Genomic DNA, 20,556 nt, shown 5'->3' with positions numbered 1-20,556 from the left:
CCCTGCAGAAAAAGGACGAGCGGCAACGCCCGCGAGTTTTTCTCAGCGTAAGCGATAAATAACCGTAGTGAAAAATCGAAGGGAGACAAAGCAGGATGGCGAATGCGCTAGTAGGGGTCATCATGGGAAGCACCTCCGACTGGGAAACGATGAAAGAGACGTGTGCGATTCTCGATGAACTGGAAGTTCCTTACGAAAAAAAGGTTGTGTCCGCACACCGGACGCCGGATCTTATGTTCGAATATGCCGAATCGGCGCAGGGTCGCGGGCTTGAAGTGATTGTCGCGGGAGCGGGAGGGGCTGCTCATCTGCCAGGGATGGTGGCGGCTAAAACATCACTTCCCGTTATCGGAGTGCCGGTTAAGTCCGCCGCCTTAAACGGTCTGGACTCGCTTCTGTCCATCGTCCAAATGCCTGGAGGTGTGCCGGTCGCAACCGTTGCGATTGGTAAAGCGGGGGCGATTAACGCCGGATTATTGGCGGCCCAAATTCTCGGGATTAAGCACCCGGACATCCGTGAAAATTTTGAGCGCAGGCGGGAAACTATCAAGCGTCAAGTGGTGGAGGCGAGCCCGCTCTTATGAATGATATAATGAACGAAAAAATCAAAGGAAAACATACGGTGATAAAACCAGGTGCGACGATTGGGATTCTCGGCGGCGGTCAGTTGGGCCGGATGATTGCCTTAGCCGGCCGGGAGATGGGATACCGGTTCGCTACTCTGGACCCGGTCGAAGACGCGCCGAGCGCACAGGTTTCGGACCGGCAGATTACAGCAGTGTATACGGATGAAGCCGGCGTACGCGAACTGGCCCGTATCAGTGATGTGATTACGTACGAATTTGAGAACGTGGATGCACGCGTAGCGGCCGTGCTGGAGGAAGAGGCGTTTGTTCCCCAGGGGAGCGAACTGCTCCGCATGACGCAAAACCGGATTCGTGAGAAGTCGACCCTTGCTTCCCATGGAATTCCCGTCGCTCCGTTTCGCATCATATCGAGCGAACAAGAAGCAGAGCAGGCCATTGATGAACTTGGGCTGCCCGCTGTGATGAAGACAGCGACGGGGGGGTATGACGGGAAAGGCCAGCGCGTGATTCGCAGGGCCGAAGAAGCTGCGACCGCTTTTATTGCACTGCAGGAGTTTCAGACAGAAATCATCATTGAGCAATTTATTCCTTTTACCAAAGAAATATCGGTTATTGCGGCACGCAGCCTGTCCGGTGAAATCCGCACGTTCCCTGCCGCCGAGAACATTCACAAAGAAAATATTCTTCACCTTTCCATCGTTCCGGCGCGGATTTCTTCTTTCCTTGCGGAGAAGGCGGCCGACTTGGCTGAAACGATCGCCGATAAACTCGATGTCACCGGTCTGATTGCAGTGGAAATGTTCGTCACGAAAAATGAGGAACTTGTCGTTAACGAACTGGCACCCCGCCCGCACAATTCCGGCCATTATACAATGGACGCGTGTGTAACGTCGCAGTTTGAACAGCATGTCAGGGCCATATGCAATCTTCCGTTAGGTTCAACCCGGCTGCTTACACCGGTAGTGATGGTCAATATATTGGGAGAACACCTTGACCCGCTGATGGAGCAGGTCGCAAATCTCCCGGACTCGGTTAAACTACACTTGTATGGAAAAAAAGAGAGCAAACCGAAGCGGAAGATGGGCCACCTGAACGTGGCGGCCGAATCCGTTGACGACGCTTTAAAAATTATAGATAAAATAGGAATTTGGAAATAGACGGAGGGAATTCGCATGATTGAACGCTATACCCGCCCCGAAATGGCGGCCATCTGGACCGAAGAGAATAAATTTAATGCATGGTTAAAGGTCGAAATTCTCGCCTGTGAAGCCTGGTCCGAACTTGGAGTCATCCCTAAAGAAGATGTAAAAAAACTGTGGGAGAATGCAAGTTTTTCGATTGACCGAATCTATCAAATCGAACAGGAAACGCGCCATGATGTAGTCGCCTTTACCCGCGCCGTATCGGAAACGATTGAAGGCGATGAGAAGAAATGGGTGCATTACGGCTTAACATCCACGGACGTTGTGGACACGGCGCTGTCTTATCTGCTGCTGCAGGCGAATGAAATTATTGAAAAAGACCTTGAACGCTTTATTGCTATCCTGAAGGCGAAAGCGCAGGAACACAAATACACGGTAATGATGGGCCGCACACACGGCGTTCATGCGGAACCGACGACGTTTGGTTTAAAAATGGCGCTCTGGTACGAGGAAATGAAGCGCAACCTCGATCGCTTCCGCCATGCGAAGAAAAACATCGCTTTTGGCAAAATTTCCGGGGCGGTTGGAACATACGCAAACATTGACCCGTTCGTTGAAGAATATGTGTGCAAAAAGCTGGGACTTGAGCCTGCGCCTATCTCCACACAGACGCTGCAGCGTGACCGCCATGCGGAATATATGGCCATACTTGCTCTCATTGCCACTTCCCTTGATAAGTTTGCTGTTGAAATCCGCGGACTTCAGAAAAGTGAAACTCGGGAAGTGGAAGAGGCGTTTGCGAAAGGTCAGAAGGGTTCGTCCGCCATGCCGCATAAACGCAACCCGATCGGTAGCGAGAACATTTCCGGCCTTGCCCGCGTACTCCGGGGCCACATGCTGTCGGCTTATGAAAATGTACCGCTGTGGCATGAACGGGATATTTCCCACTCTTCAGTAGAACGCGTCATTTTGCCGGATGCCACCCAGTTGATTAACTACATGCTGAACCGGTTCGGCAGCATCGTAAAAAACCTGACCATTTTCCCGGAAAATATGAAGCGCAACATGGACCGCACCTTTGGCCTGATTTACTCACAGCGCGTGCTGCTTAAGCTCATCGACAAAGGATTAAGCCGGGAAGCCGCCTATGATACCGTTCAGCCGCGTGCGATGCAGGCATGGGAAGAACAGCGCTCCTTCCGCGGCATTATTGAAGCGGACCCGAAAGTACAGGAACTGTTAACCCCGGAAGAGATTGCGGATTGCTTTGATTATAGCTGGCATTTAAAGCATGTCGATACGATTTTTGATCGTCTTGGTTTGTAAATAAAATAAAAGAACGACCGACAAGCGGGGAGGAAATCAAGGTGAATAAACAAGAAATGTTGTATGAAGGAAAGGCTAAACGAATTTATCGTACGGATGAGCCCGGTATTTTGTGGGTGGAATACAAAGATGATGCCACGGCGTTCAATGGAGAGAAGCGGGCGCAGATCACGGGAAAAGGGAAATTAAACAACCGCATTACCTCGATTTTCTTCCGCATGCTGAAAGAGAAAGGCATCGCCAATCACTTTGTTGAAGAATTGTCAGCCACGGAGCAGCTTGTGCGCCAGGTGGAAATTGTACCGCTTGAAGTCGTCGTCCGCAACATCGCCGCCGGGTCTCTTGCAAAGCGTCTTGGGATGGAAGAAGGAACGCCCCTTTCCCACCCGGTGGTTGAGTTTTACTACAAAAATGATGCGCTGGGAGATCCGCTTATTAACGACTCACACATCGATGTGCTTGGCATCGCAACGGGGGAGGAGCGCAATTCCCTCCGCAGCATGGCTCTCCAGGTTAATGACGTGCTTGTGGAATATATGAAAGAACGCCGCGTGATTCTCGTTGATTTTAAACTGGAATTTGGCCGGCTGGATGATGGAACGCTGCTGCTTGCTGATGAAATCTCTCCGGATACATGCCGTTTCTGGGACGCGGACACAAAAGAAAAACTTGATAAAGACCGTTTCCGTCGCGATCTCGGTTCAGTAGAGGATGCTTACAAAGAAATCTTAACTCGCTTAGGAGGAGACATCCATGTTTAAGGCGATTGTCTATGTTACGTTGAAAGAGTCTGTCCTTGATCCACAGGGGAATGCGGTTAAAAGTTCCCTTCATTCGCTAGGTTTTGATGAAGTTTCCGATACTCGAATCGGGAAGTATATGGAAATGGAACTCAACGCTCCAAGCCTTGAGGCAGCGCAGGAACGCCTGAAAGAAATGTGTGAAAAACTTCTCGCCAATACGGTCATCGAAGATTATCGTTTTGAAGTGACGGAGGGATAAGCAATGAAATGTGCGGTAATCGTATTCCCTGGTTCGAACTGCGATATTGATATGTACAAAGCGGTAGAAGATTGCCTGGAACAGCCTGTCGAATATGTGTGGTATACGCAGACGGATCTGGATGCCTATGATTGCATTCTCCTTCCCGGCGGATTCTCGTACGGCGACTATTTGCGCCCCGGTGCGATGGCCGGGATGGCGCCAGTGATGGAAGCCATCAAAAAGGCGGCACAGGACGGAAAGCTAATCATGGGGATTTGCAACGGGTTCCAGGTGTTAACCGAGGCACGCTTGCTCCCGGGAGCGCTGCGCCGCAATCAAAGTCTAAAATTCCGCTGTGGGATCGTCCCGCTTCGCGTGGAAAACGCCGACACCGCTTTTACTTCTGAATATGAAGCGGGAGAAGTGATTCAAATTCCAATCGCGCACGGGGATGGCAACTACTTCTGTGATGAGGCTGCTCTGGCTGAAATGAAAGCAAACCGGCAAATCGTTTTTCGCTATGAAGGAAACAATCCTAACGGATCGGTTGACGCAATTGCCGGAATAATTAATAAAGAAGGCAATGTACTTGGCATGATGCCCCATCCGGAGCGGGCGATTCATAAGTGGCTCGGCTCAGAAGACGGAAAACGTATGTTTACTTCGATTCTATCCAACTGGAGGGAGAAACACGGTGCAGCACAAAGAGCCTAATCCACAGCAGATTGCAGATGAAAAAATTTATCGTGAGATGGGACTGACGGATGAGGAATTCGCTCAGGTTGTCCGCATACTTGGACGCCAGCCTAACTATACGGAAACCGGGCTGTTTAGCGTGATGTGGTCTGAGCACTGCAGCTACAAAAACTCAAAGCCCGTGCTGCGTCGTTTTCCGACGAAAGGGCCGCGCGTCCTGCAGGGACCTGGCGAAGGAGCCGGCATCGTTGATATCGGTGATAATCAGGCAGTTGTGTTTAAAGTCGAAAGCCATAACCATCCGTCTGCCATTGAACCGTACCAGGGCGCCGCAACGGGAGTCGGCGGTATCATCCGCGATGTGTTTTCCATGGGCGCCCGCCCAATCGCGATGTTAAACTCGCTGCGTTTCGGAGAACTTACGACGCCGCGCATGAAGTACCTTTTTGAAAATGTGGTAGCCGGCATCGCGGGATACGGGAACTGTATGGGAATTCCGACTGTGGGCGGCGAGGTTGTATTTGACCCCTGCTACGACGGGAATCCGCTCGTCAATGCCATGTGTGTCGGATTAATCGACCATGATAAAATTCAAAAAGGAGTCGCGCAAGGAATCGGGAACCCGGTGATGTATGTCGGCGCCGCAACGGGACGTGACGGAATCCACGGGGCGACATTCGCCTCGGAAGAACTGAGTGACGCGTCGGAAGCGAAGCGTCCGGCCGTCCAGGTGGGCGACCCGTTTATGGAGAAGCTTCTTCTCGAAGCGTGCCTTGAGCTGATTAATACCGACGCTGTAGTCGGGATACAGGATATGGGCGCCGCAGGGCTGACCTCGTCCAGTGCCGAGATGGCAAGTAAAGCGGGCAACGGGGTTGAGCTTGACCTTGACCTTGTGCCGCAGCGGGAAAAAGGCATGACCCCTTATGAAATGATGCTTTCTGAATCACAGGAGCGGATGCTCGTCGTCGTTAAAAAAGGACGGGAGCCGGAAGTGGAAGCCATATTTGAAAAATGGGGCCTTCACTCTGTTGTCATCGGACGTGTAACGGACGACGGAAAACTTCGTCTTCTCCATAAAGGGAAAGTCGCGGCGGAAGTGCCGGTTGACAGCCTGGCCGAAGATGCACCGGTCTACCATAAGCCAAGTACCGAACCGGCTTATTACAGGGAAAACGCGTCCGCTGATACCGTTTTAATCGATGAACCGGCGGACTACAGCGAAGCGCTGCGTGCGGTGCTTGCGGCTCCGACGGTGGCAAGCAAAGAATGGGTCTATTCCCAATACGATTATATGGTTCGTACCGATACGGCCGTACGACCCGGTTCGGACGCGGCGGTGGTTGCTATCCGCGGCACCCGCAAAGCGCTGGCGATGAGCATCGACTGCAACGGGCGCTACGTTTATCTTGATCCGCAGGCGGGCGGTGCGATTGCCGTAGCCGAAGCGGCGCGCAACGTTGTCTGTTCCGGTGCCGAACCGCTTGCGATTACAGACTGCCTCAATTTCGGCAGCCCGGAGAAACCGGAAATCTTCTGGCAGTTTGAAAAAGCGGTCGACGGGATGAGTGAAGCGTGCCGCGTTTTGGACACGCCGGTTATCGGAGGGAATGTAAGTTTATATAATGAAACGCTTGGAGAAGCAATTTACCCGACACCAGTTGTCGGCATGGTAGGACTTGTACATGACACGGACCATATTACAACTCAATCTTTTAAAAGCGAAGGCGATGTGATCCTTCTGCTCGGTGAGACAAAGGATGAACTCGGCGGTTCCGAATACCAGAAGATGGTGAACGGGAGCATCGCGGGACGCCCGCCGGCTATTGACCTCGAAGTGGAGAAAAGGCTGCAGCAAACGGTTCTGACTTCTATCCAAAAAGGGCTGGTTGCTTCCGCCCACGATCTGGCGGAAGGCGGGCTGGCTGTCGCCCTCGTTGAATCGGCTGAACCTGGGCTTGGCGTAAGAGTCGAGTGGAATATTGATTTGCGCCCCGATGCGGCCTTGTTTAGCGAATCACAATCCCGCATTCTGCTTAGCGTAAAGCCTGATCACGAAGCTGAAGTGCGGAAGATTGCGGAAAAGAACGGCATTGTCTGTACACGAATCGGCACGGTTGGCGGAAACGATGTCCGGATCACAATAAACCGGCGGGAAATTATGAATACACCGCTCTCAGACCTGAAGGCGGCCTGGAAGGATGCGATTGCATGTCTGATGGCGTAATCATAGAGAATCAGGAGCACGATGATCTCTGGGATAAATTGAACGAAGAGTGCGGTGTTTTCGGGGTGTATAATCACCCCGATGCCCCGCAAATTACGTATTACGGGATTCATGCCCTGCAGCACCGTGGGCAGGAAAGCGCGGGAATCTGCGCATCAGACGGCGAAAGATTCACGAATCACCGCGGGATGGGCCTGGTCACTGAGGCTTTTAATAACAATGAACTCAGCAAAATTCATGGCCGGATAGCGATCGGCCATGTGCGATATACGACGGCAGGCGAAAGCAAAATTGAAAACGCCCAGCCGCTTATTTTCAAGTACAGCAAGGGCAATCTCGCGCTTGCGCACAACGGCAACCTCGTGAACGCCGATCAAATTCGCCACCAGCTGGAACGTCAGGGGTCTATTTTTCAAACGACAAGTGATACGGAAGTAGTGGCTCACCTGATTGCGCGCTCCGGTTATGACATTGAGCAGGCTGTGCGGGAATCGCTCCGCATGATTAAAGGCGCGTATGCCCTTGTGATGATGACGGAGAATAAGCTGATCGCCGCCCTCGATCCGAATGGGCTGCGTCCTCTTTCGATAGGTACGATTGGTGACGGGTATGTCGTTGCTTCCGAGACGTGCGCGTTTGAAGCCGTGGGGGCGACGTACCTGCGGGAAGTCGAGCCGGGAGAAATGATTATTATCGATGAAGAGGGTCTGCGCTCCGAGCGGTTTACCGGCCAGACCCAGCGGGCCATTTGCTCGTTTGAATACATTTATTTTGCGCGCCCTGACAGCGATATAGATGGTATTAACGTTCACCTTGCCCGCAAGAAGCTCGGACGCAAGCTCCAGGAAGAGGCGCCTGTGGCAGCGGACGTTGTTACGGGTGTGCCGGATTCCAGTATTTCCGCCGCCATCGGATATGCGGAAGCGGCGGGTATCCCCTATGAGCTCGGACTTGTGAAAAATCGCTACGTCGGCCGGACCTTTATTCAGCCAACGCAGGAAATGCGGGCGCGCGGCGTGCGAATGAAGCTCAGCGCGGTGCGTAAAGTCGTAGAAGGGAAGCGCGTCGTCATGATCGATGATTCGATTGTGCGGGGCACCACGAGCGGCCGCATTGTCAGCATGCTGCGCGAAGCCGGCGCAACCGAGGTGCATGTCCGCATCAGTTCGCCGCCGGTTAAAAACCCCTGTTTTTACGGGATCGATACGTCCAGCAGGGAAGAATTGATTGCCGCGAGAAAATCACTGGAGGAAATCCGGGAAACGATTGGGGCGGACTCTTTGTACTTCCTTTCGCCGGAAGGGCTGGTGGATGCAATCGGGCGCCCGGACATTGGGCCGAACCGCGGCCACTGTCTGGCTTGCTTTAACGGATGTTACCCGACCGAGATTTATGAAGATACGAAAAATTGTACCGATAAATAGCTGGAGGGAAGAGCAGATGAGCGAAGCATACAAGCAGGCGGGTGTTGATATTGACGCGGGGAATGAAGCAGTAGAACGAATGAAAAAACACGTAAAACGAACGTTTCGCCCGGAAGTCCTCACTGACTTAGGCGGGTTTGGCGCGCTGTTCGGGCTCGATATTCAAAAATACAAAAATCCCGTCCTTGTTTCCGGAACGGACGGAGTCGGGACGAAGCTGAAACTCGCTTTTAGCATGGATAAACATGATACAATCGGAATTGATGCGGTGGCCATGTGCGTGAATGATATTGTCGTGCAGGGAGCCGAGCCCCTGTTTTTTCTCGACTATCTGGCCTGTGGAAAAGTAGTACCTGAGCGCATTGAAGCGATTGTCAAAGGAATTGCAGATGGATGCGAGCAGTCAGGATGCGCTTTAATCGGCGGTGAAACGGCTGAAATGCCGGGGATGTATCAGAATGAGGAATACGATATTGCCGGCTTCAGTGTCGGGGTAGTGGATAAAGACCGCATCATTGATGGGAAAAGTATTGAACCGGGTGATGTCTTAATCGGTATGGTATCAAGCGGGTTCCACAGCAACGGATTCTCGCTTGTGCGCAAAGTGCTGCTGGAAGAAGGCGGGTATTCTTTACAGGATGAAGTGGCGGAACTCGGGACAACGCTGGGAGAAGCCTTGCTGACTCCTACCCGGATTTATGTGAAGCCCTGCCTTACACTGATTGATTCGCTGAAGGTCAAGGGGCTTGTGCATATCACGGGCGGCGGTTTTTATGATAACATTCCGCGCGTGCTGCCGGAAGGGACATCCGCTATCGTCGAATACGGGTCATGGCCGGTTCCCCCTGTATTTTCTCTCGTAGAAGAAAAAGGAAACGTTTCGAAAAAGGATATGTTCCGCACGTTTAATATGGGAATCGGCATGATTGCCGTTGTGCGAAACGAAGACGCAATCGAAGCGATCCGGATCGTGGAAGAAGCCGGAGAAAAAGCGTTTCTCATCGGACGCATTGCCGCCGGAAGCCGTGACGTCCAGTTTGGCGGGGTGAGCTGGGAATGAGGATCGCGGTATTTGCCTCAGGGAGCGGCTCGAACTTCGCAGCGATTCTACAGGCAATTCGGGAAGATTGGCTAACCGATACGGAGGTTGCGCTGCTTGTCTGCGATAAGCCCGGTGCGCATGTCATTGACCGGGCGGACGCGTATGGAGTCCCGACTTTTGTCTTTCAGCCGAAGCAGTATGCGGACAAGGCTGAATTTGAAAAAGAAATTCTTGCACGCTTGCGTGAGGCCGGTGTGGAGCTGATTGTTCTGGCGGGATATATGCGGCTGATCGGCGAGACGCTGCTTCAGGCGTACGGAGGGAGAATCATTAATATTCACCCATCGCTGCTACCGTCTTTTGCCGGCAAGGATGCGATCGGACAGGCTTTTCGCTATGGGGTAAAAATAACGGGCATTACTGTTCATTTCGTCGATGAAGGCATGGACACAGGACCGATTATCGCCCAGTGTGCGCTTCCTATCCATGAGGATGATACGGAGCAGTCGTTAGCCGAACGCATCCATGAGGAGGAGCATATCCTTCTGCCGCAGGTGATTCAGGCCATTGTCAATCGTACCGTACGAATTGAGAGCCGAAAGGTTACAATTATATAGAAGCAAAGTATGCCTTAAATAACGGAGGAGTGGAAAAAACGTGAGTGTCATTAAACGTGCTTTAATCAGTGTTTCGGATAAAACAGGGGTCGTTGAATTCGCCAGGGAACTCGAAAAACTCGGTGTTGAAATCATCTCTACCGGCGGAACATCCGCCCTGTTAAAAGAAGCCGGCGTGAACGTAATCGGTATTTCCGAAGTCACCGGGTTTCCGGAAATTCTCGACGGGCGTGTTAAAACGCTGCATCCGAATATCCACGGCGGGCTTCTCGCCGTTCGCACGAGTGAAAAGCACCAGCAGCAGTTGGCGGAGCATCATATTACGCCGATCGATCTCGTGGTAGTGAACCTTTATCCATTTAAAGAAACAATTAGCAAGCCCAATGTTGCGTTTGAAGATGCGATTGAAAATATTGATATCGGCGGACCGACGATGCTTCGTTCTGCGGCCAAGAACCATGCCTTCGTTACCGTTGTCGTGGATGCGGCCGACTATGGCCGCGTGATTGAAGAAATAAAATCGGGGAACATCAGGGAAGAAACGAACCGGAAGCTTGCCGCAAAGGTGTTCCGCCATACGGCTGCCTATGACGCGTTAATCTCCCAGTATTTGTCCGAACAGGTCGATGAAGAAATGCCGGAAACGTATACGGTGACGTATGAAAAAGTCCAGGACCTCCGCTACGGGGAAAATCCGCACCAGGAAGCGGCGTTCTATCGCGCCCCGCTCGCCCCGAAAGGGAATATTGCAACCGCGAAACAACTGCACGGAAAAGAACTATCGTACAACAATATTAACGATGGAAATGCGGCCCTCGGCATCGTAAAGGAATTCTCCGAACCCGCGGTCGTCGCTGTGAAGCATACGAATCCGTGCGGGGTAGGCACCGGGGCGACGATTTTCGAAGCATTCCAGAAAGCGTACGAATCCGACCCTGTTTCTATTTTTGGCGGGATTATTGCAGCAAACCGCACGATTGATAAGGATACGGCGCTGGCGTTAAAAGAAATTTTCCTTGAGATTATCATGGCACCCGATTTTACGGACGAAGCGCTCGAAATTCTGCAATCGAAGAAAAACCTGCGTTTGCTTGAACTCGGTGAAGTAAAGGCAAAAGACAGCGTGGAATGGAAAATGGCCACGGTAGAAGGCGGGATGCTCATCCAGAGTGAGGACGCCAAGCAGGTAACCGAACACGACCTTGAAGTCGTGACCGACCGGAAGCCAACGCCCGAAGAAGTGAAACAGCTGCTTTTTGCCTGGAAAATTGTGAAGCATGTAAAATCTAATGCGATCGTTCTATGCAAAGACCATATGACAATTGGCGTTGGCGCCGGGCAGATGAACCGCGTGGGTTCGGCGCGCATTGCCATTGAACAGGCAGGGGACAAGGCAAAAGGAAGCGTGATGGCTTCTGATGCGTTCTTCCCGATGCCTGATACACTTGAAGAAGCGGTAAAGGCCGGTGTAACCGCCATTATCCAACCGGGCGGCTCCATCCGGGATGAGGATTCCATTAAAGTCGCGAATGAATACGGCATCGCCATGGTGTTCACAGGCGTTCGTCATTTCAAGCATTAATCGAGGGAGGACACAATATGAAGCTGCTTGTTGTCGGAAGTGGCGGGCGTGAGCATGCGCTGGTGTGGAAGCTGGCGCAAAGCCCCCGTGTTACAAAAGTATACTGTGCCCCGGGAAATCCGGGAATAGCTAAACTGGCGGAGTGTGTGTCAATTGGTGTCAATGATTTTGCAGCGCTGGCTGAACTGGTCCAGAGGGAAGGCATCGACCTGACGGTGATTGGGCCTGAAGATCCGCTTTTACAGGGAATTGTAGACGACTTCGAGGAGCGGGGACTTGCCGTGTTCGGGCCGAGAAAGGCTGCCGCGATCATTGAAGGAAGCAAAACGTTTGCCAAGGATTTGATGGAGAAGTACGGGATTCCAACCGGTGCATACCGCTCATTTACCGACTATGAACAGGCGCTGGATTATGTGAGACAGCAGGGAGCCCCCATCGTAATAAAAGCGGACGGACTTGCGGCGGGCAAAGGTGTGACGGTGGCCTTTTCACTGGAGGAAGCGGAAGACGCCCTCAAATCGATGATGCTGGAAGGTGTATTCGGTGAGGCCGGTGCCCGGGTTGTGGTCGAAGAATACCTCGAAGGGGAAGAGATGACGATTCTCTCCTTTGTGGATGGGGAAACAGTCGTTCCGATGGTTCCGTCGCAGGATCATAAGCCGGTGTTTGACGGCGACAAAGGGCCCAATACCGGTGGCATGGGAACGTACTCGCCGGTGCCCCATATGGATGATGCACTGATTCAGCAAGCGATTGAGACGATTATAAAACCTACGGCCCGTGCCATGGTAAAAGAGGGCCGTCCTTTTCGCGGGATTCTGTATACGGGACTGATCATAACGGATAAAGGGCCGAAGGTGATTGAATATAATGCGCGTTTTGGAGATCCGGAAACACAGGTTGTGCTGCCGCGCCTTGAGAGTGACCTGGCTGATATTTTTCAGGCCGTACTGGAAGGCCGGCTCGCGGATTGCGCAGTGGAATGGAAAAAGGAAGCCGCTGTTTGTGTTATCATGGCTTCACAAGGCTATCCGGGTTCCTATCCAAAAGGCAAAGTGATCAAAGGATTGCCTGAAAATACGGAAGAACTGATGGTCTTTCATGCAGGAACAGCTGAAAAAGACGGGGAAATCGTAACAGCCGGCGGACGGGTACTTGGCGTAACCTCCATTGGAGAAAATCTGTACGAAGCCCAGGATAAAGCGTATGACGCCATCCTGACCATTTCCTTCGAAGGCGCTCACTACCGCAAGGATATCGGCGACAAAGCCCTGCGCCAGGCTGCCAGTCGGGCAAAACGTTAATGCTAAAACGCTAACGCTTTTATTCAAGCCTTACAGATAAACCTTGCACGTAATCTTTCCCTATTGGTTACGACTTATAGCGGCTTTTCGATTTGTCGTTCACCTTCACCCACATATAAACGACAACCGCAACGGCCCCGATAATAGATAAAGTAACGTATAAACGATCACTAAACACTTCCCAAAGTAATCGACCCATTAAACTTCCTCCTATTTTACCCGGCATACTCACAGCGTGAGCATGCCGGTTTCTTGTAACTAAGCAAGCGCCAGCGGCTTAGCGTAAGGGAAATTTTATCAACGGAAAAATAACCAAGATCAAGCGGATAAGGGAATTCACCGTTAGAGAAAAGTATGAGAGATGCATCGAGAATAGTTTATTTTTGCTTTTTTCCCGCTACCCAGTGCTTCTCTTCCGTTTGGAGGTGCCTTTAGGCCCCCAATTCGCTTACCGCTCACTGCGCGGATACTTTTTAATACGATACGGCATCCCGCTCTTGTCCGCGTCACACGATTGCATCGTAGTTATGCGCATGGCGGCCAGCATAGGGCAGAACCGGACAATTCCTTCCGCCACTTTCATTCCAAACATCAGCGACATGATAACAGGGGTTCTCCGGTTGGGACGGCGTACCATATACGCTGTGCTCCAGGATAAGCCAGCCAGTCCGATCATGATTCGTATAAGAGCATCGATGGTTCCAACATTTTTTCTCATTCGTTGACTGCCTCCTTATGAACTCTTTTAGACATGACAAAATATTTTTACAATGATACGATTTAAAAAAAAGGAGGTCGCTCATGATACAGAAACCGCTTCGCCCGCTTTCCAAAGAAGGGCTTGTTCACCTGATTGAAACGTCCCGCCGTATTCGCCCGGCAACCACATGGATTAAAAATGCAAACGTATTAAACGTTTACACCGGGGAAATTCAACGCCAGCACGTAGCGCTGTGTCGGGATCGCATCGCTTACGCAGGAAGTAAAGAGCCGCTTATAGATCAGAATACCTTCATTATCGAAGCGGACGATTATACGCTTGTTCCTGGCTACATAGAGCCTCACTCGCATCCCTTTCAGTTTTATAATGTCAAAACGCTTGGAGAATATGCATTAACCCGCGGCACAACGACCTTGCTCATGGACAATCTTACGTTTTTTAATAACCTTCCGCTGGAAAATGTGCTGGAGTTATTTGATTACAGCATGGAACTCCCGGTCAAAATATTCTGGTGGGCCAGGCTTGATGCCCAATCCAGGCATCCTGATTTAGTAAACCAATATACGGTGGAGCGCATTCGCACAATTATGGAACACCCGCGTGCCATTCAGGCGGGCGAATTGACGGACTGGGTGAATCTGTTAGCCGGGGATGAGGTACAGGTGGAAGGTATGCGGATGGCCAAAGAGCTTCACTTGCGGGTGGAAGGACACAATCCGGGAGCTTCATTCGAAACATTAAACTCGATAGCCGCTGCCGGCGTAACGGCCTGCCACGAGGCAATAACCGGGGATGAAGTCATACAGCGTTTGCGGCTTGGTTTGTATGCCCATTTGCGCCATTCCTCCATTCGGCCGGACGTTCCCGATTTGATTTCTCAATTGCTGGCGAAAGGACACACGGCGTGGGATCGCATCATGCTGACGACCGATGGGTCTACTCCGCCGTATCTGGAAAACGGACTGGTTGATGACCTTTTGTCTCTTGCCATGCGGGAAGGGCTGGAGCCTGCTATTGCTTACCGGCTGGCCACATTGAATCCGGCCGTTTATTATGGTCTGGACGATGAAATCGGAGGCATTGCACCCGGTAGAATCGCCGACATTCTTTTCCTGGAAGACATTGAAAACCCAACCCCGGTCAGGGTGATGGTGAACGGTAAAATTCTCGCGGAAAGCGGGCGGATCCTGCAGCCGTTTCCTGATGGCCAATGGAAAAAATGGGGGATGAAGCCGCTGACAATTGATTGGGAGGCATCAGCAGACTGGTTTTCTATGGACGATCCCGGGAAGGAGATTCCGGTGATCACCATGCCAAACGCCGTTATCACAAAAAAATCGGACGAAAGACTTCCTGCGGCCAATGGAAAGATCGATTTGCGTGAGCTTACGGATTATCAATTTGTTGCCGCGATAGATAAAAAGGGAAATCGCGTGACACAGGGCATTGTTAAGGGATTCACGAACATGCCCGGTGCCCTTGCCAGCACGTATACCGCTTCGGGAGACATTCTCGTTATCGGCAAAGATGACGAACAAATGGCTTTTACTGTTAATCAGGTGATCAACATGGGGGGCGGGATTGTTTTAACGGAAAATCAATGCACCTTGTTCTCACTTCCTCTTCCACTAAACGGATTTATGTCCATGGACCCGATGAATACCCTGATCCGCGAGGCTAAACAGCTTGTTGCATTGCTTGAGGAACGGGGATACCGCCACCTTGATCCGATTTATTCTCTGCTGTTTTTAACCGCCTTCCATCTCCCGTCGATTCGACTCGCAGCTGAAGGAATCGTGGACGTCAAAACAGGGGACGTATTATATCCGTCGAGGCGTTTGTAGAGTATCGCTTTTTCGCTTTTTAGTAGTACAGTAAAGAAGTAATATATTTTTTATAACATAATAATAGAATTGTTTTGAAAATAAATACGTGAATGACTAGACGCAGAAAGAATAATCCATTAAAATTATTTTCAGAGAAATACCGTTATTCACAATGTTACTTAAATTATGTAATCAAACAACTATATAGGGGGTGAGTTTTGCTTAACAATAAAGGAAAGTCGTACCATTATTTTTACTGTTTTAAAAATTGTTGAAGCACAGGGGGTTAAAAAGTGAAGAAAAAAATAACAGGTCTTTTACTTACTTCTTTTCTTATGACAGGGGTGCTTGCCGGCTGCGGCGGAGCCAAGCAAACCGGGGCCTCGTCAGATAGCCAGCCAGCAAGTAGCGCCTCTGCCGGAAGCACCATTAAAGTAGGGGAAAACCTTGAATTGTCCGGTGCCGTTGCTTCTTATGGTCAATCCATTGCCGAGGGTGTGGATTTAGCCATTGATGAAATTAACGGCAAAGGCGGCGTAGACGGGAAAAAATTCGAGGTTGTGAAAGTGGATAACAAATCCGATGCCGCTGAAGCGACCAGTGCCGCTCTTAAACTGACAAGTCAGAATAAAGTTAACGCGATTATCGGTTCTGCAACGAGCGGCAATACGATTGCACAGATTCAGGTTGCCACAGATAATAAGACCGTGGTGATCAGCCCTTCCGGAACGAATCCTAAGATTACCGTGGGAGCGGATGGCAAGGTCAATGAATATATGTTCCGCACATGCTTTATCGATCCGTTCCAGGGAACCGTAGCCGCTAACTTTGCCGCCAAGAAATTGAACGTGAAAAAAGCGGCTGTGTTTGCGGACAGTTCCAGCGACTATGCAAAAGGATTAGCTTCTGCATTTAAAGACCAGTTCAAGAAAAACGGCGGCCAGATTGTCGATGAAGAAGCGTATGTTGCAAAGGATACCGATTTCCGTGCGACGCTTACACGTATCAAAGCAGCCAATCCGGAATTTATCTTCCTCCCGGGCTATTATGAAGAAGTGGGCCTCATCGTAAAACAGGCCCGTGAATTGGGAATTACCGTACCGATCATGGGTGGAGACGGCTGGGATTCGCCTAAGCTCGTTCAGCTCGCCGGTAAAGACGCGCTTAACAATACGTACATTACGAACCACTATTCCTCCGGCGATAAGGATCCGAAAATCCAAAAATTCGTATCAGACTTTAAAGCCAAGTACGGCGGAAAAACACCGGACGGCTTTAATGCGTTGGGCTACGATTCCGTTTATTTCCTCGCGGATGCCATCAAGCGGGCCGGCGGTTTGGACCCTGTAAAAGTGAAAGATGCCCTGGCTCAGACGAAAGATTTATCTCTCGTTTCAGGAACGTTCTCGCTTGACAAAAACCACGACCCGATTAAATCCGCCACAGTCCTTAAGTATGAAAACGGAGAACAAAAATTCGAAACAAAAGTGAATCCGTAACTCATAGTGTTTATCAAAGAATGGGGGGCAACCCCCATTCCGAATTTATCAAGATACATTCCCGCATTATAACGTGGAGTGCGGCACAGAGGGAGTGCGAACGATGGAACTGGTACAGCAGCTTATCAACGGTATCTCACTGGGAAGTATATACGCTTTAATTGCTCTTGGTTACACCATGGTATACGGAATTATTAAGTTAATTAATTTTGCCCACGGCGACGTTTTTATGGTCGGGGCCTTTGTTGGGTTTTATGCCATTACCGGCATGGGGTTAAGCTTTTTTCCGGCACTGCTGCTTGCGATGGTCGTTTGCGCCGCCTTTGGGGTGTTAATCGAACGAATCGCGTACAAGCCCCTGCGCAACGCCACAAGAATCGCCGCGTTAATTACGGCCATCGGTGTTTCCCTGTTTATTGAATACGGCACGATTTATCTCCGTGGAGCCCAACCGGAAGCCTATCCCGGAGACGCGCTTCCTTCCAGGAACTTTCAAATTTTTGGCGCTACGGTCAGCAGCCAATCCCTGCTTATTCTAGGAGTATCGCTGGCGCTTATGGTTATTCTGCAATTTATTGTCCATCGTACGAAAATAGGAAAAGCAATGAGAGCGGTTTCATATGATGCGGATGCAGCTCGCTTGATGGGAATCAATGTAGATAATACGATTTCCGCTACTTTTGCCATCGGGTCGGCGCTGGCAGGTGCGGCCGGAGTTATCTTTGGCGTTTATTATATAAAAATCGAACCGCTGATGGGTATTATCCCGGGCTTAAAAGCGTTCGTAGCAGCTGTTCTCGGCGGAATTGGCATTATTCCGGGCGCGATGGTTGGAGGTCTTGCTCTCGGGGTTATTGAATCCCTGGTAAGTGCTGCCGGCTATTCGCTGTGGAGAGATGGCGTCGCCTTTGTTGTCCTTATTTTAATTCTTGTTTTTAAACCATCCGGCCTCTTCGGAAAAAATATGAAAGAGAAAGTGTAGGTGAGCCAGATGAAAAAGACAAAAGGCTTTTGGCTATCGATTTTCCTGGCTTTCGTTTTCTACGGAATTATGGAATACTTAATATCTTCTTCTACTCTGAATCCTTTTTATGTGAATACCCTGTTTTATATGGCAATAAACATCATTCTGGCGGTAAGTTTGCACCTGATCATCGGGATTACAGGGCAATTCTCCATTGGACACGCCGGGTTTTTAGCGGTCGGAGCTTATATTTCCGCTATCTTTACGATGAAACTTCAGCTTCCTTTTGTCTTGGCTCTTCTCGCGGGTGGAATTGTGGCCGCGCTTGCCGGCCTTGTAATTGGAATCCCGAGCTTGCGCCTGAAAGGTGACTATTTGGCGATTGCTACGCTCGGATTTGGGGAAATTATCCGGATTGTCTTTTTAAATGTCGACTACGTTGGGGGAGCCAGCGGAATGCAGGTGTCCCATATGACAGACTGGACCTCCGTATTTATCTGCATGCTTGTTACGATCATCGTCATCGTCAACTTTACGAATTCGACTCATGGAAGAGCATGCATCTCGATCCGGGAAGATGAGATTGCCGCCGATGCGATGGGGATTAACACAACGTTATATAAAGTTCTGGCCTTTGCTATCGGTTCTTTTTTTGCGGGAATTGCCGGGGGGCTTTACGCTCATAACTTCTATATTATTCAGCCAACCAATTTCGGCTTTCTTAAGTCGTTTGATATTTTAATATTTGTGGTACTGGGTGGGCTTGGCAGTATGTCCGGCTCTGTTATTTCCGCGATTCTGTTAACGATCATCTCTACCTACCTGCAGGATTATCCGGAAACACGGATGGTTATTTACAGTCTGGTTTTGATCGTGATGATGCTGTACCGCCCTCAAGGGTTGATGGGCACGAAGGAACTGACCCAATTATTTATCAAGCGACCGGGTGCACAAGGAGGCAAGTCGAATGGCAAACACACCGCTGCTTAAAGTCGATCAGGTAGGAATACAATTCGGTGGCCTGAAGGCTGTTTCCGGGGTGAACGTTGAAATTAACAAGGGAGAACTTATCGGCTTAATCGGTCCGAATGGAGCGGGGAAAACCACATTTTTTAACCTGTTAACCGGTGTCTATGTACCTACCGAGGGCAACATCATGTTTAATAACGATAAACTTAACGGGCTGCCGCCCTATCAGATTACCAGAAAAGGGATCAGCCGGACCTTCCAGAATATCCGGCTCTTTGGGGAGCTTTCGGTTCTCGATAACGTGAAGGTGGCGTACCATTCGCTGGCTAAACATTCCGTCCTCAGTTCCATCCTCCGCCTGCCTGTTTTTTTCAAAGGAGAAAAAGAAATGGAAGAAAAGGCGCTCCAGTTTCTGCGAATTTTCAATTTGGATCCCTTTAAAGACGAGAAGGCGAAGAATCTTCCATACGGGCAGCAGCGGCGCCTGGAAATCGCCCGGGCCCTTGCCGCAGGACCTGATCTGCTCCTGCTCGATGAGCCGGCAGCCGGGATGAATCCTCAGGAAACGAATCAATTAATGGAACTGATTGCATTTGTCCGGAAGGAATTCAATCTGACCATTTTGTTAATCGAGCACGACATGTCATTAGTAATGGGGATTTGTGAACGCATTTACGTACTGGATCACGGCCAGCTGATCGCCCATGGATCACCGGAAGAAATCCGCAACAATCCAAAAGTCATTGAAGCCTATCTGGGCGAGGAGGTTTCCTGATGCTTAACGTTGACCAAATCGATGTCTACTACGGTAATATTCACGCGTTAAAAGGGGTATCTCTTGAAGTCAATCAAGGTGAAATTGTCACCCTGATAGGGGCAAACGGCGCCGGAAAAAGCACGCTGCTCAAATCGATTTCGGGTTTACTGAAGCCGAAGCAAGGCGCCATATCTTATATGGGGAACCCGATTGGCGGCAAACCCGCGCAAACGATTGTCAAACAGGGAATTTCCCATGTTCCCGAAGGGCGAAGGGTGTTTGCCAATATGACGGTAGAGGAAAATTTGGAACTCGGTGCATTTTTAAGAAAAGACGGGGATGGAATCCGTAGTGATTTTGAAAAAGTTTATGAGCTGTTCCCGCGGCTGCTTGAGCGCAGAAAACAGCTGTCCGGCACGCTGTCCGGGGGCGAACAGCAAATGCTAGCAATGGGGCGGGCGCTCATGGCGCGTCCTAAACTATTGCTGCTGGATGAACCTTCGATGGGACTTGCCCCACTCCTTGTAAAAACCATTTTTAAAATTATTCAGGAAATTAACAAAGACGGTACAACAATTCTGCTGGTGGAACAGAATGCCCATATGGCTCTGTCCATCGCAAGCCGCGCATACGTCATCGAAACAGGGCGTGTGGTGCTTTCGGGTACGCCTGAAGAATTAAATGCCAGTGACCAAATTAAAATGGCATACCTCGGTGGACACTAATCAGATGCATAAGTCTGCCTTGGACAGGCAAAGAGCCTGCTTCTCGGTTGAATAGACGGGGAGCAGGCTTTTCGCATTTTTATATTTCAATTATCAACTTTCACACTAATAATATAGTTTTTTATGACTATCTATTATAAAGCAACAATAAAAAGATTGGGTAA

20 protein-coding genes are annotated in these 20,556 nt (G+C 50.3%); 18 read left to right on the top strand and 2 right to left on the bottom strand.

The features are described from left to right. Window positions 1–95 precede the first annotated feature (95 nt). Genes purE through purD form a run of 12 tightly spaced genes read left to right on the top strand, consistent with a single transcriptional unit; the run spans window position 96 to window position 12,931 of the window. On the top strand, window positions 96–584 hold the full coding sequence (purE, locus tag H525_RS0118765; protein ID WP_027417442.1) for a 5-(carboxyamino)imidazole ribonucleotide mutase: 489 nt from the start codon (window positions 96–98) through the stop codon (window positions 582–584). Further along, complete coding sequence (gene purK / locus H525_RS0118760; protein WP_245590532.1) at window positions 581–1,744, top strand: 5-(carboxyamino)imidazole ribonucleotide synthase; 1,164 nt, start codon at window positions 581–583, stop codon at window positions 1,742–1,744. The genes purE and purK overlap by 4 nt, the downstream gene beginning before the upstream one ends. A gap of 15 nt (window positions 1,745–1,759) precedes the next feature. Then, complete coding sequence (gene purB, locus H525_RS0118755) at window positions 1,760–3,055, top strand: adenylosuccinate lyase (protein WP_027417440.1); 1,296 nt, start codon at window positions 1,760–1,762, stop codon at window positions 3,053–3,055. Between the two features lie 41 nt (window positions 3,056–3,096). Beyond that, the gene (gene purC / locus H525_RS0118750) at window positions 3,097–3,816 is read left to right on the top strand and encodes a phosphoribosylaminoimidazolesuccinocarboxamide synthase (RefSeq protein ID WP_027417439.1); all 720 of its coding nucleotides are present in this window, start codon (window positions 3,097–3,099) and stop codon (window positions 3,814–3,816) included. Further along, window positions 3,809–4,057 (top strand): phosphoribosylformylglycinamidine synthase subunit PurS, encoded by a 249-nt coding sequence (gene purS / locus H525_RS0118745; protein WP_027417438.1) that lies wholly within the window; start codon window positions 3,809–3,811, stop codon window positions 4,055–4,057. Before purC ends, purS begins: the two co-directional genes overlap by 8 nt. A gap of 3 nt (window positions 4,058–4,060) precedes the next feature. Next, the gene (gene purQ, locus H525_RS0118740; protein ID WP_027417437.1) at window positions 4,061–4,753 is read left to right on the top strand and encodes a phosphoribosylformylglycinamidine synthase subunit PurQ; all 693 of its coding nucleotides are present in this window, start codon (window positions 4,061–4,063) and stop codon (window positions 4,751–4,753) included. A gap of 37 nt (window positions 4,754–4,790) precedes the next feature. Further along, the gene (gene purL / locus H525_RS0118735) at window positions 4,791–6,962 is read left to right on the top strand and encodes a phosphoribosylformylglycinamidine synthase subunit PurL (RefSeq protein WP_081413505.1); all 2,172 of its coding nucleotides are present in this window, start codon (window positions 4,791–4,793) and stop codon (window positions 6,960–6,962) included. Next, window positions 6,947–8,386, top strand: coding sequence for an amidophosphoribosyltransferase (purF, locus tag H525_RS0118730; protein WP_051331162.1), 1,440 nt, complete (start codon window positions 6,947–6,949; stop codon window positions 8,384–8,386). Before purL ends, purF begins: the two co-directional genes overlap by 16 nt. A gap of 16 nt (window positions 8,387–8,402) precedes the next feature. Continuing rightward, window positions 8,403–9,446, top strand: a complete 1,044-nt coding sequence (gene purM / locus H525_RS0118725) for a phosphoribosylformylglycinamidine cyclo-ligase (RefSeq protein ID WP_027417434.1) — start codon at window positions 8,403–8,405, stop codon at window positions 9,444–9,446. Continuing rightward, on the top strand, window positions 9,443–10,045 hold the full coding sequence (gene purN, locus H525_RS0118720; protein WP_027417433.1) for a phosphoribosylglycinamide formyltransferase: 603 nt from the start codon (window positions 9,443–9,445) through the stop codon (window positions 10,043–10,045). The genes purM and purN overlap by 4 nt, the downstream gene beginning before the upstream one ends. Window positions 10,046–10,085: 40 nt before the next feature. After that, complete coding sequence (purH, locus tag H525_RS0118715) at window positions 10,086–11,627, top strand: bifunctional phosphoribosylaminoimidazolecarboxamide formyltransferase/IMP cyclohydrolase (RefSeq protein WP_027417432.1); 1,542 nt, start codon at window positions 10,086–10,088, stop codon at window positions 11,625–11,627. Between the two features lie 17 nt (window positions 11,628–11,644). After that, window positions 11,645–12,931 (top strand): phosphoribosylamine--glycine ligase, encoded by a 1,287-nt coding sequence (gene purD / locus H525_RS0118710; protein ID WP_027417431.1) that lies wholly within the window; start codon window positions 11,645–11,647, stop codon window positions 12,929–12,931. Between the two features lie 67 nt (window positions 12,932–12,998). On the opposite strand, the gene H525_RS29090 is transcribed toward purD, so the two are convergent. Together H525_RS29090 and H525_RS24810 are read right to left on the bottom strand one after the other, a co-directional pair. Beyond that, window positions 12,999–13,130, bottom strand: coding sequence for an EYxxD motif small membrane protein (locus H525_RS29090; protein ID WP_281172647.1), 132 nt, complete (start codon window positions 13,128–13,130; stop codon window positions 12,999–13,001). Window positions 13,131–13,379: 249 nt separating this feature from the next. Further along, window positions 13,380–13,649: a YgaP family membrane protein gene (locus H525_RS24810; RefSeq protein WP_081413500.1), complete on the bottom strand. Its 270-nt coding sequence runs from the start codon at window positions 13,647–13,649 to the stop codon at window positions 13,380–13,382. An 83-nt stretch (window positions 13,650–13,732) separates the two neighbouring features. On the opposite strand from H525_RS24810, the gene H525_RS0118695 reads away from it, so the two are divergent. From H525_RS0118695 to H525_RS0118670, 6 genes are all read left to right on the top strand, one after another. Next, on the top strand, window positions 13,733–15,496 hold the full coding sequence (locus H525_RS0118695; RefSeq protein ID WP_027417430.1) for an adenine deaminase C-terminal domain-containing protein: 1,764 nt from the start codon (window positions 13,733–13,735) through the stop codon (window positions 15,494–15,496). A 317-nt stretch (window positions 15,497–15,813) separates the two neighbouring features. After that, complete coding sequence (locus H525_RS0118690; RefSeq protein WP_051331166.1) at window positions 15,814–16,977, top strand: ABC transporter substrate-binding protein; 1,164 nt, start codon at window positions 15,814–15,816, stop codon at window positions 16,975–16,977. A 103-nt stretch (window positions 16,978–17,080) separates the two neighbouring features. Beyond that, window positions 17,081–17,959, top strand: coding sequence for a branched-chain amino acid ABC transporter permease (locus H525_RS0118685; protein WP_027417428.1), 879 nt, complete (start codon window positions 17,081–17,083; stop codon window positions 17,957–17,959). Next, a complete protein-coding gene (locus H525_RS0118680) occupies window positions 17,960–18,931 on the top strand; it encodes a branched-chain amino acid ABC transporter permease (RefSeq protein WP_027417427.1) in 972 nt (323 codons plus the stop codon). Further along, entirely contained in the window at window positions 18,909–19,685 is a 777-nt protein-coding gene (locus tag H525_RS0118675; protein WP_027417426.1) for an ABC transporter ATP-binding protein, read from the top strand. Before H525_RS0118680 ends, H525_RS0118675 begins: the two co-directional genes overlap by 23 nt. Beyond that, entirely contained in the window at window positions 19,685–20,392 is a 708-nt protein-coding gene (locus tag H525_RS0118670; RefSeq protein ID WP_027417425.1) for an ABC transporter ATP-binding protein, read from the top strand. The genes H525_RS0118675 and H525_RS0118670 overlap by 1 nt, the downstream gene beginning before the upstream one ends. Window positions 20,393–20,556: the final 164 nt, after the last annotated feature.

This window comes from Aneurinibacillus terranovensis DSM 18919 (assembly GCF_000430625.1).
Lineage (GTDB): Bacteria > Bacillota > Bacilli > Aneurinibacillales > Aneurinibacillaceae > Aneurinibacillus_B > Aneurinibacillus_B terranovensis.
Note: the sequence above shows the minus strand (reverse complement) of the source record. Positions and strands in the feature narration are given on the sequence as shown.

What these genes read in the sequence shown, in the direction of transcription:
- purE (WP_027417442.1), top strand. Translation starts at nt 96, where the DNA reads ATGGCGAATGCGCTAGTAGGGGTCATCATGGGAAGCACCTCCGACTGG.
- purK (WP_245590532.1), top strand. Translation starts at nt 581, where the DNA reads ATGAATGATATAATGAACGAAAAAATCAAAGGAAAACATACGGTGATA.
- purB (WP_027417440.1), top strand. Translation starts at nt 1,760, where the DNA reads ATGATTGAACGCTATACCCGCCCCGAAATGGCGGCCATCTGGACCGAA.
- purS (WP_027417438.1), top strand. Translation starts at nt 3,809, where the DNA reads ATGTTTAAGGCGATTGTCTATGTTACGTTGAAAGAGTCTGTCCTTGAT.
- purQ (WP_027417437.1), top strand. Translation starts at nt 4,061, where the DNA reads ATGAAATGTGCGGTAATCGTATTCCCTGGTTCGAACTGCGATATTGAT.
- purL (WP_081413505.1), top strand. Translation starts at nt 4,791, where the DNA reads ATGGGACTGACGGATGAGGAATTCGCTCAGGTTGTCCGCATACTTGGA.
- purF (WP_051331162.1), top strand. Translation starts at nt 6,947, where the DNA reads ATGTCTGATGGCGTAATCATAGAGAATCAGGAGCACGATGATCTCTGG.
- purM (WP_027417434.1), top strand. Translation starts at nt 8,403, where the DNA reads ATGAGCGAAGCATACAAGCAGGCGGGTGTTGATATTGACGCGGGGAAT.
- purN (WP_027417433.1), top strand. Translation starts at nt 9,443, where the DNA reads ATGAGGATCGCGGTATTTGCCTCAGGGAGCGGCTCGAACTTCGCAGCG.
- purD (WP_027417431.1), top strand. Translation starts at nt 11,645, where the DNA reads ATGAAGCTGCTTGTTGTCGGAAGTGGCGGGCGTGAGCATGCGCTGGTG.
- H525_RS29090 (WP_281172647.1), bottom strand. Translation starts at nt 13,130, where the DNA reads ATGGGTCGATTACTTTGGGAAGTGTTTAGTGATCGTTTATACGTTACT.
- H525_RS24810 (WP_081413500.1), bottom strand. Translation starts at nt 13,649, where the DNA reads ATGAGAAAAAATGTTGGAACCATCGATGCTCTTATACGAATCATGATC.
- H525_RS0118695 (WP_027417430.1), top strand. Translation starts at nt 13,733, where the DNA reads ATGATACAGAAACCGCTTCGCCCGCTTTCCAAAGAAGGGCTTGTTCAC.
- H525_RS0118690 (WP_051331166.1), top strand. Translation starts at nt 15,814, where the DNA reads ATGACAGGGGTGCTTGCCGGCTGCGGCGGAGCCAAGCAAACCGGGGCC.
- H525_RS0118685 (WP_027417428.1), top strand. Translation starts at nt 17,081, where the DNA reads ATGGAACTGGTACAGCAGCTTATCAACGGTATCTCACTGGGAAGTATA.
- H525_RS0118675 (WP_027417426.1), top strand. Translation starts at nt 18,909, where the DNA reads ATGGCAAACACACCGCTGCTTAAAGTCGATCAGGTAGGAATACAATTC.
- H525_RS0118670 (WP_027417425.1), top strand. Translation starts at nt 19,685, where the DNA reads ATGCTTAACGTTGACCAAATCGATGTCTACTACGGTAATATTCACGCG.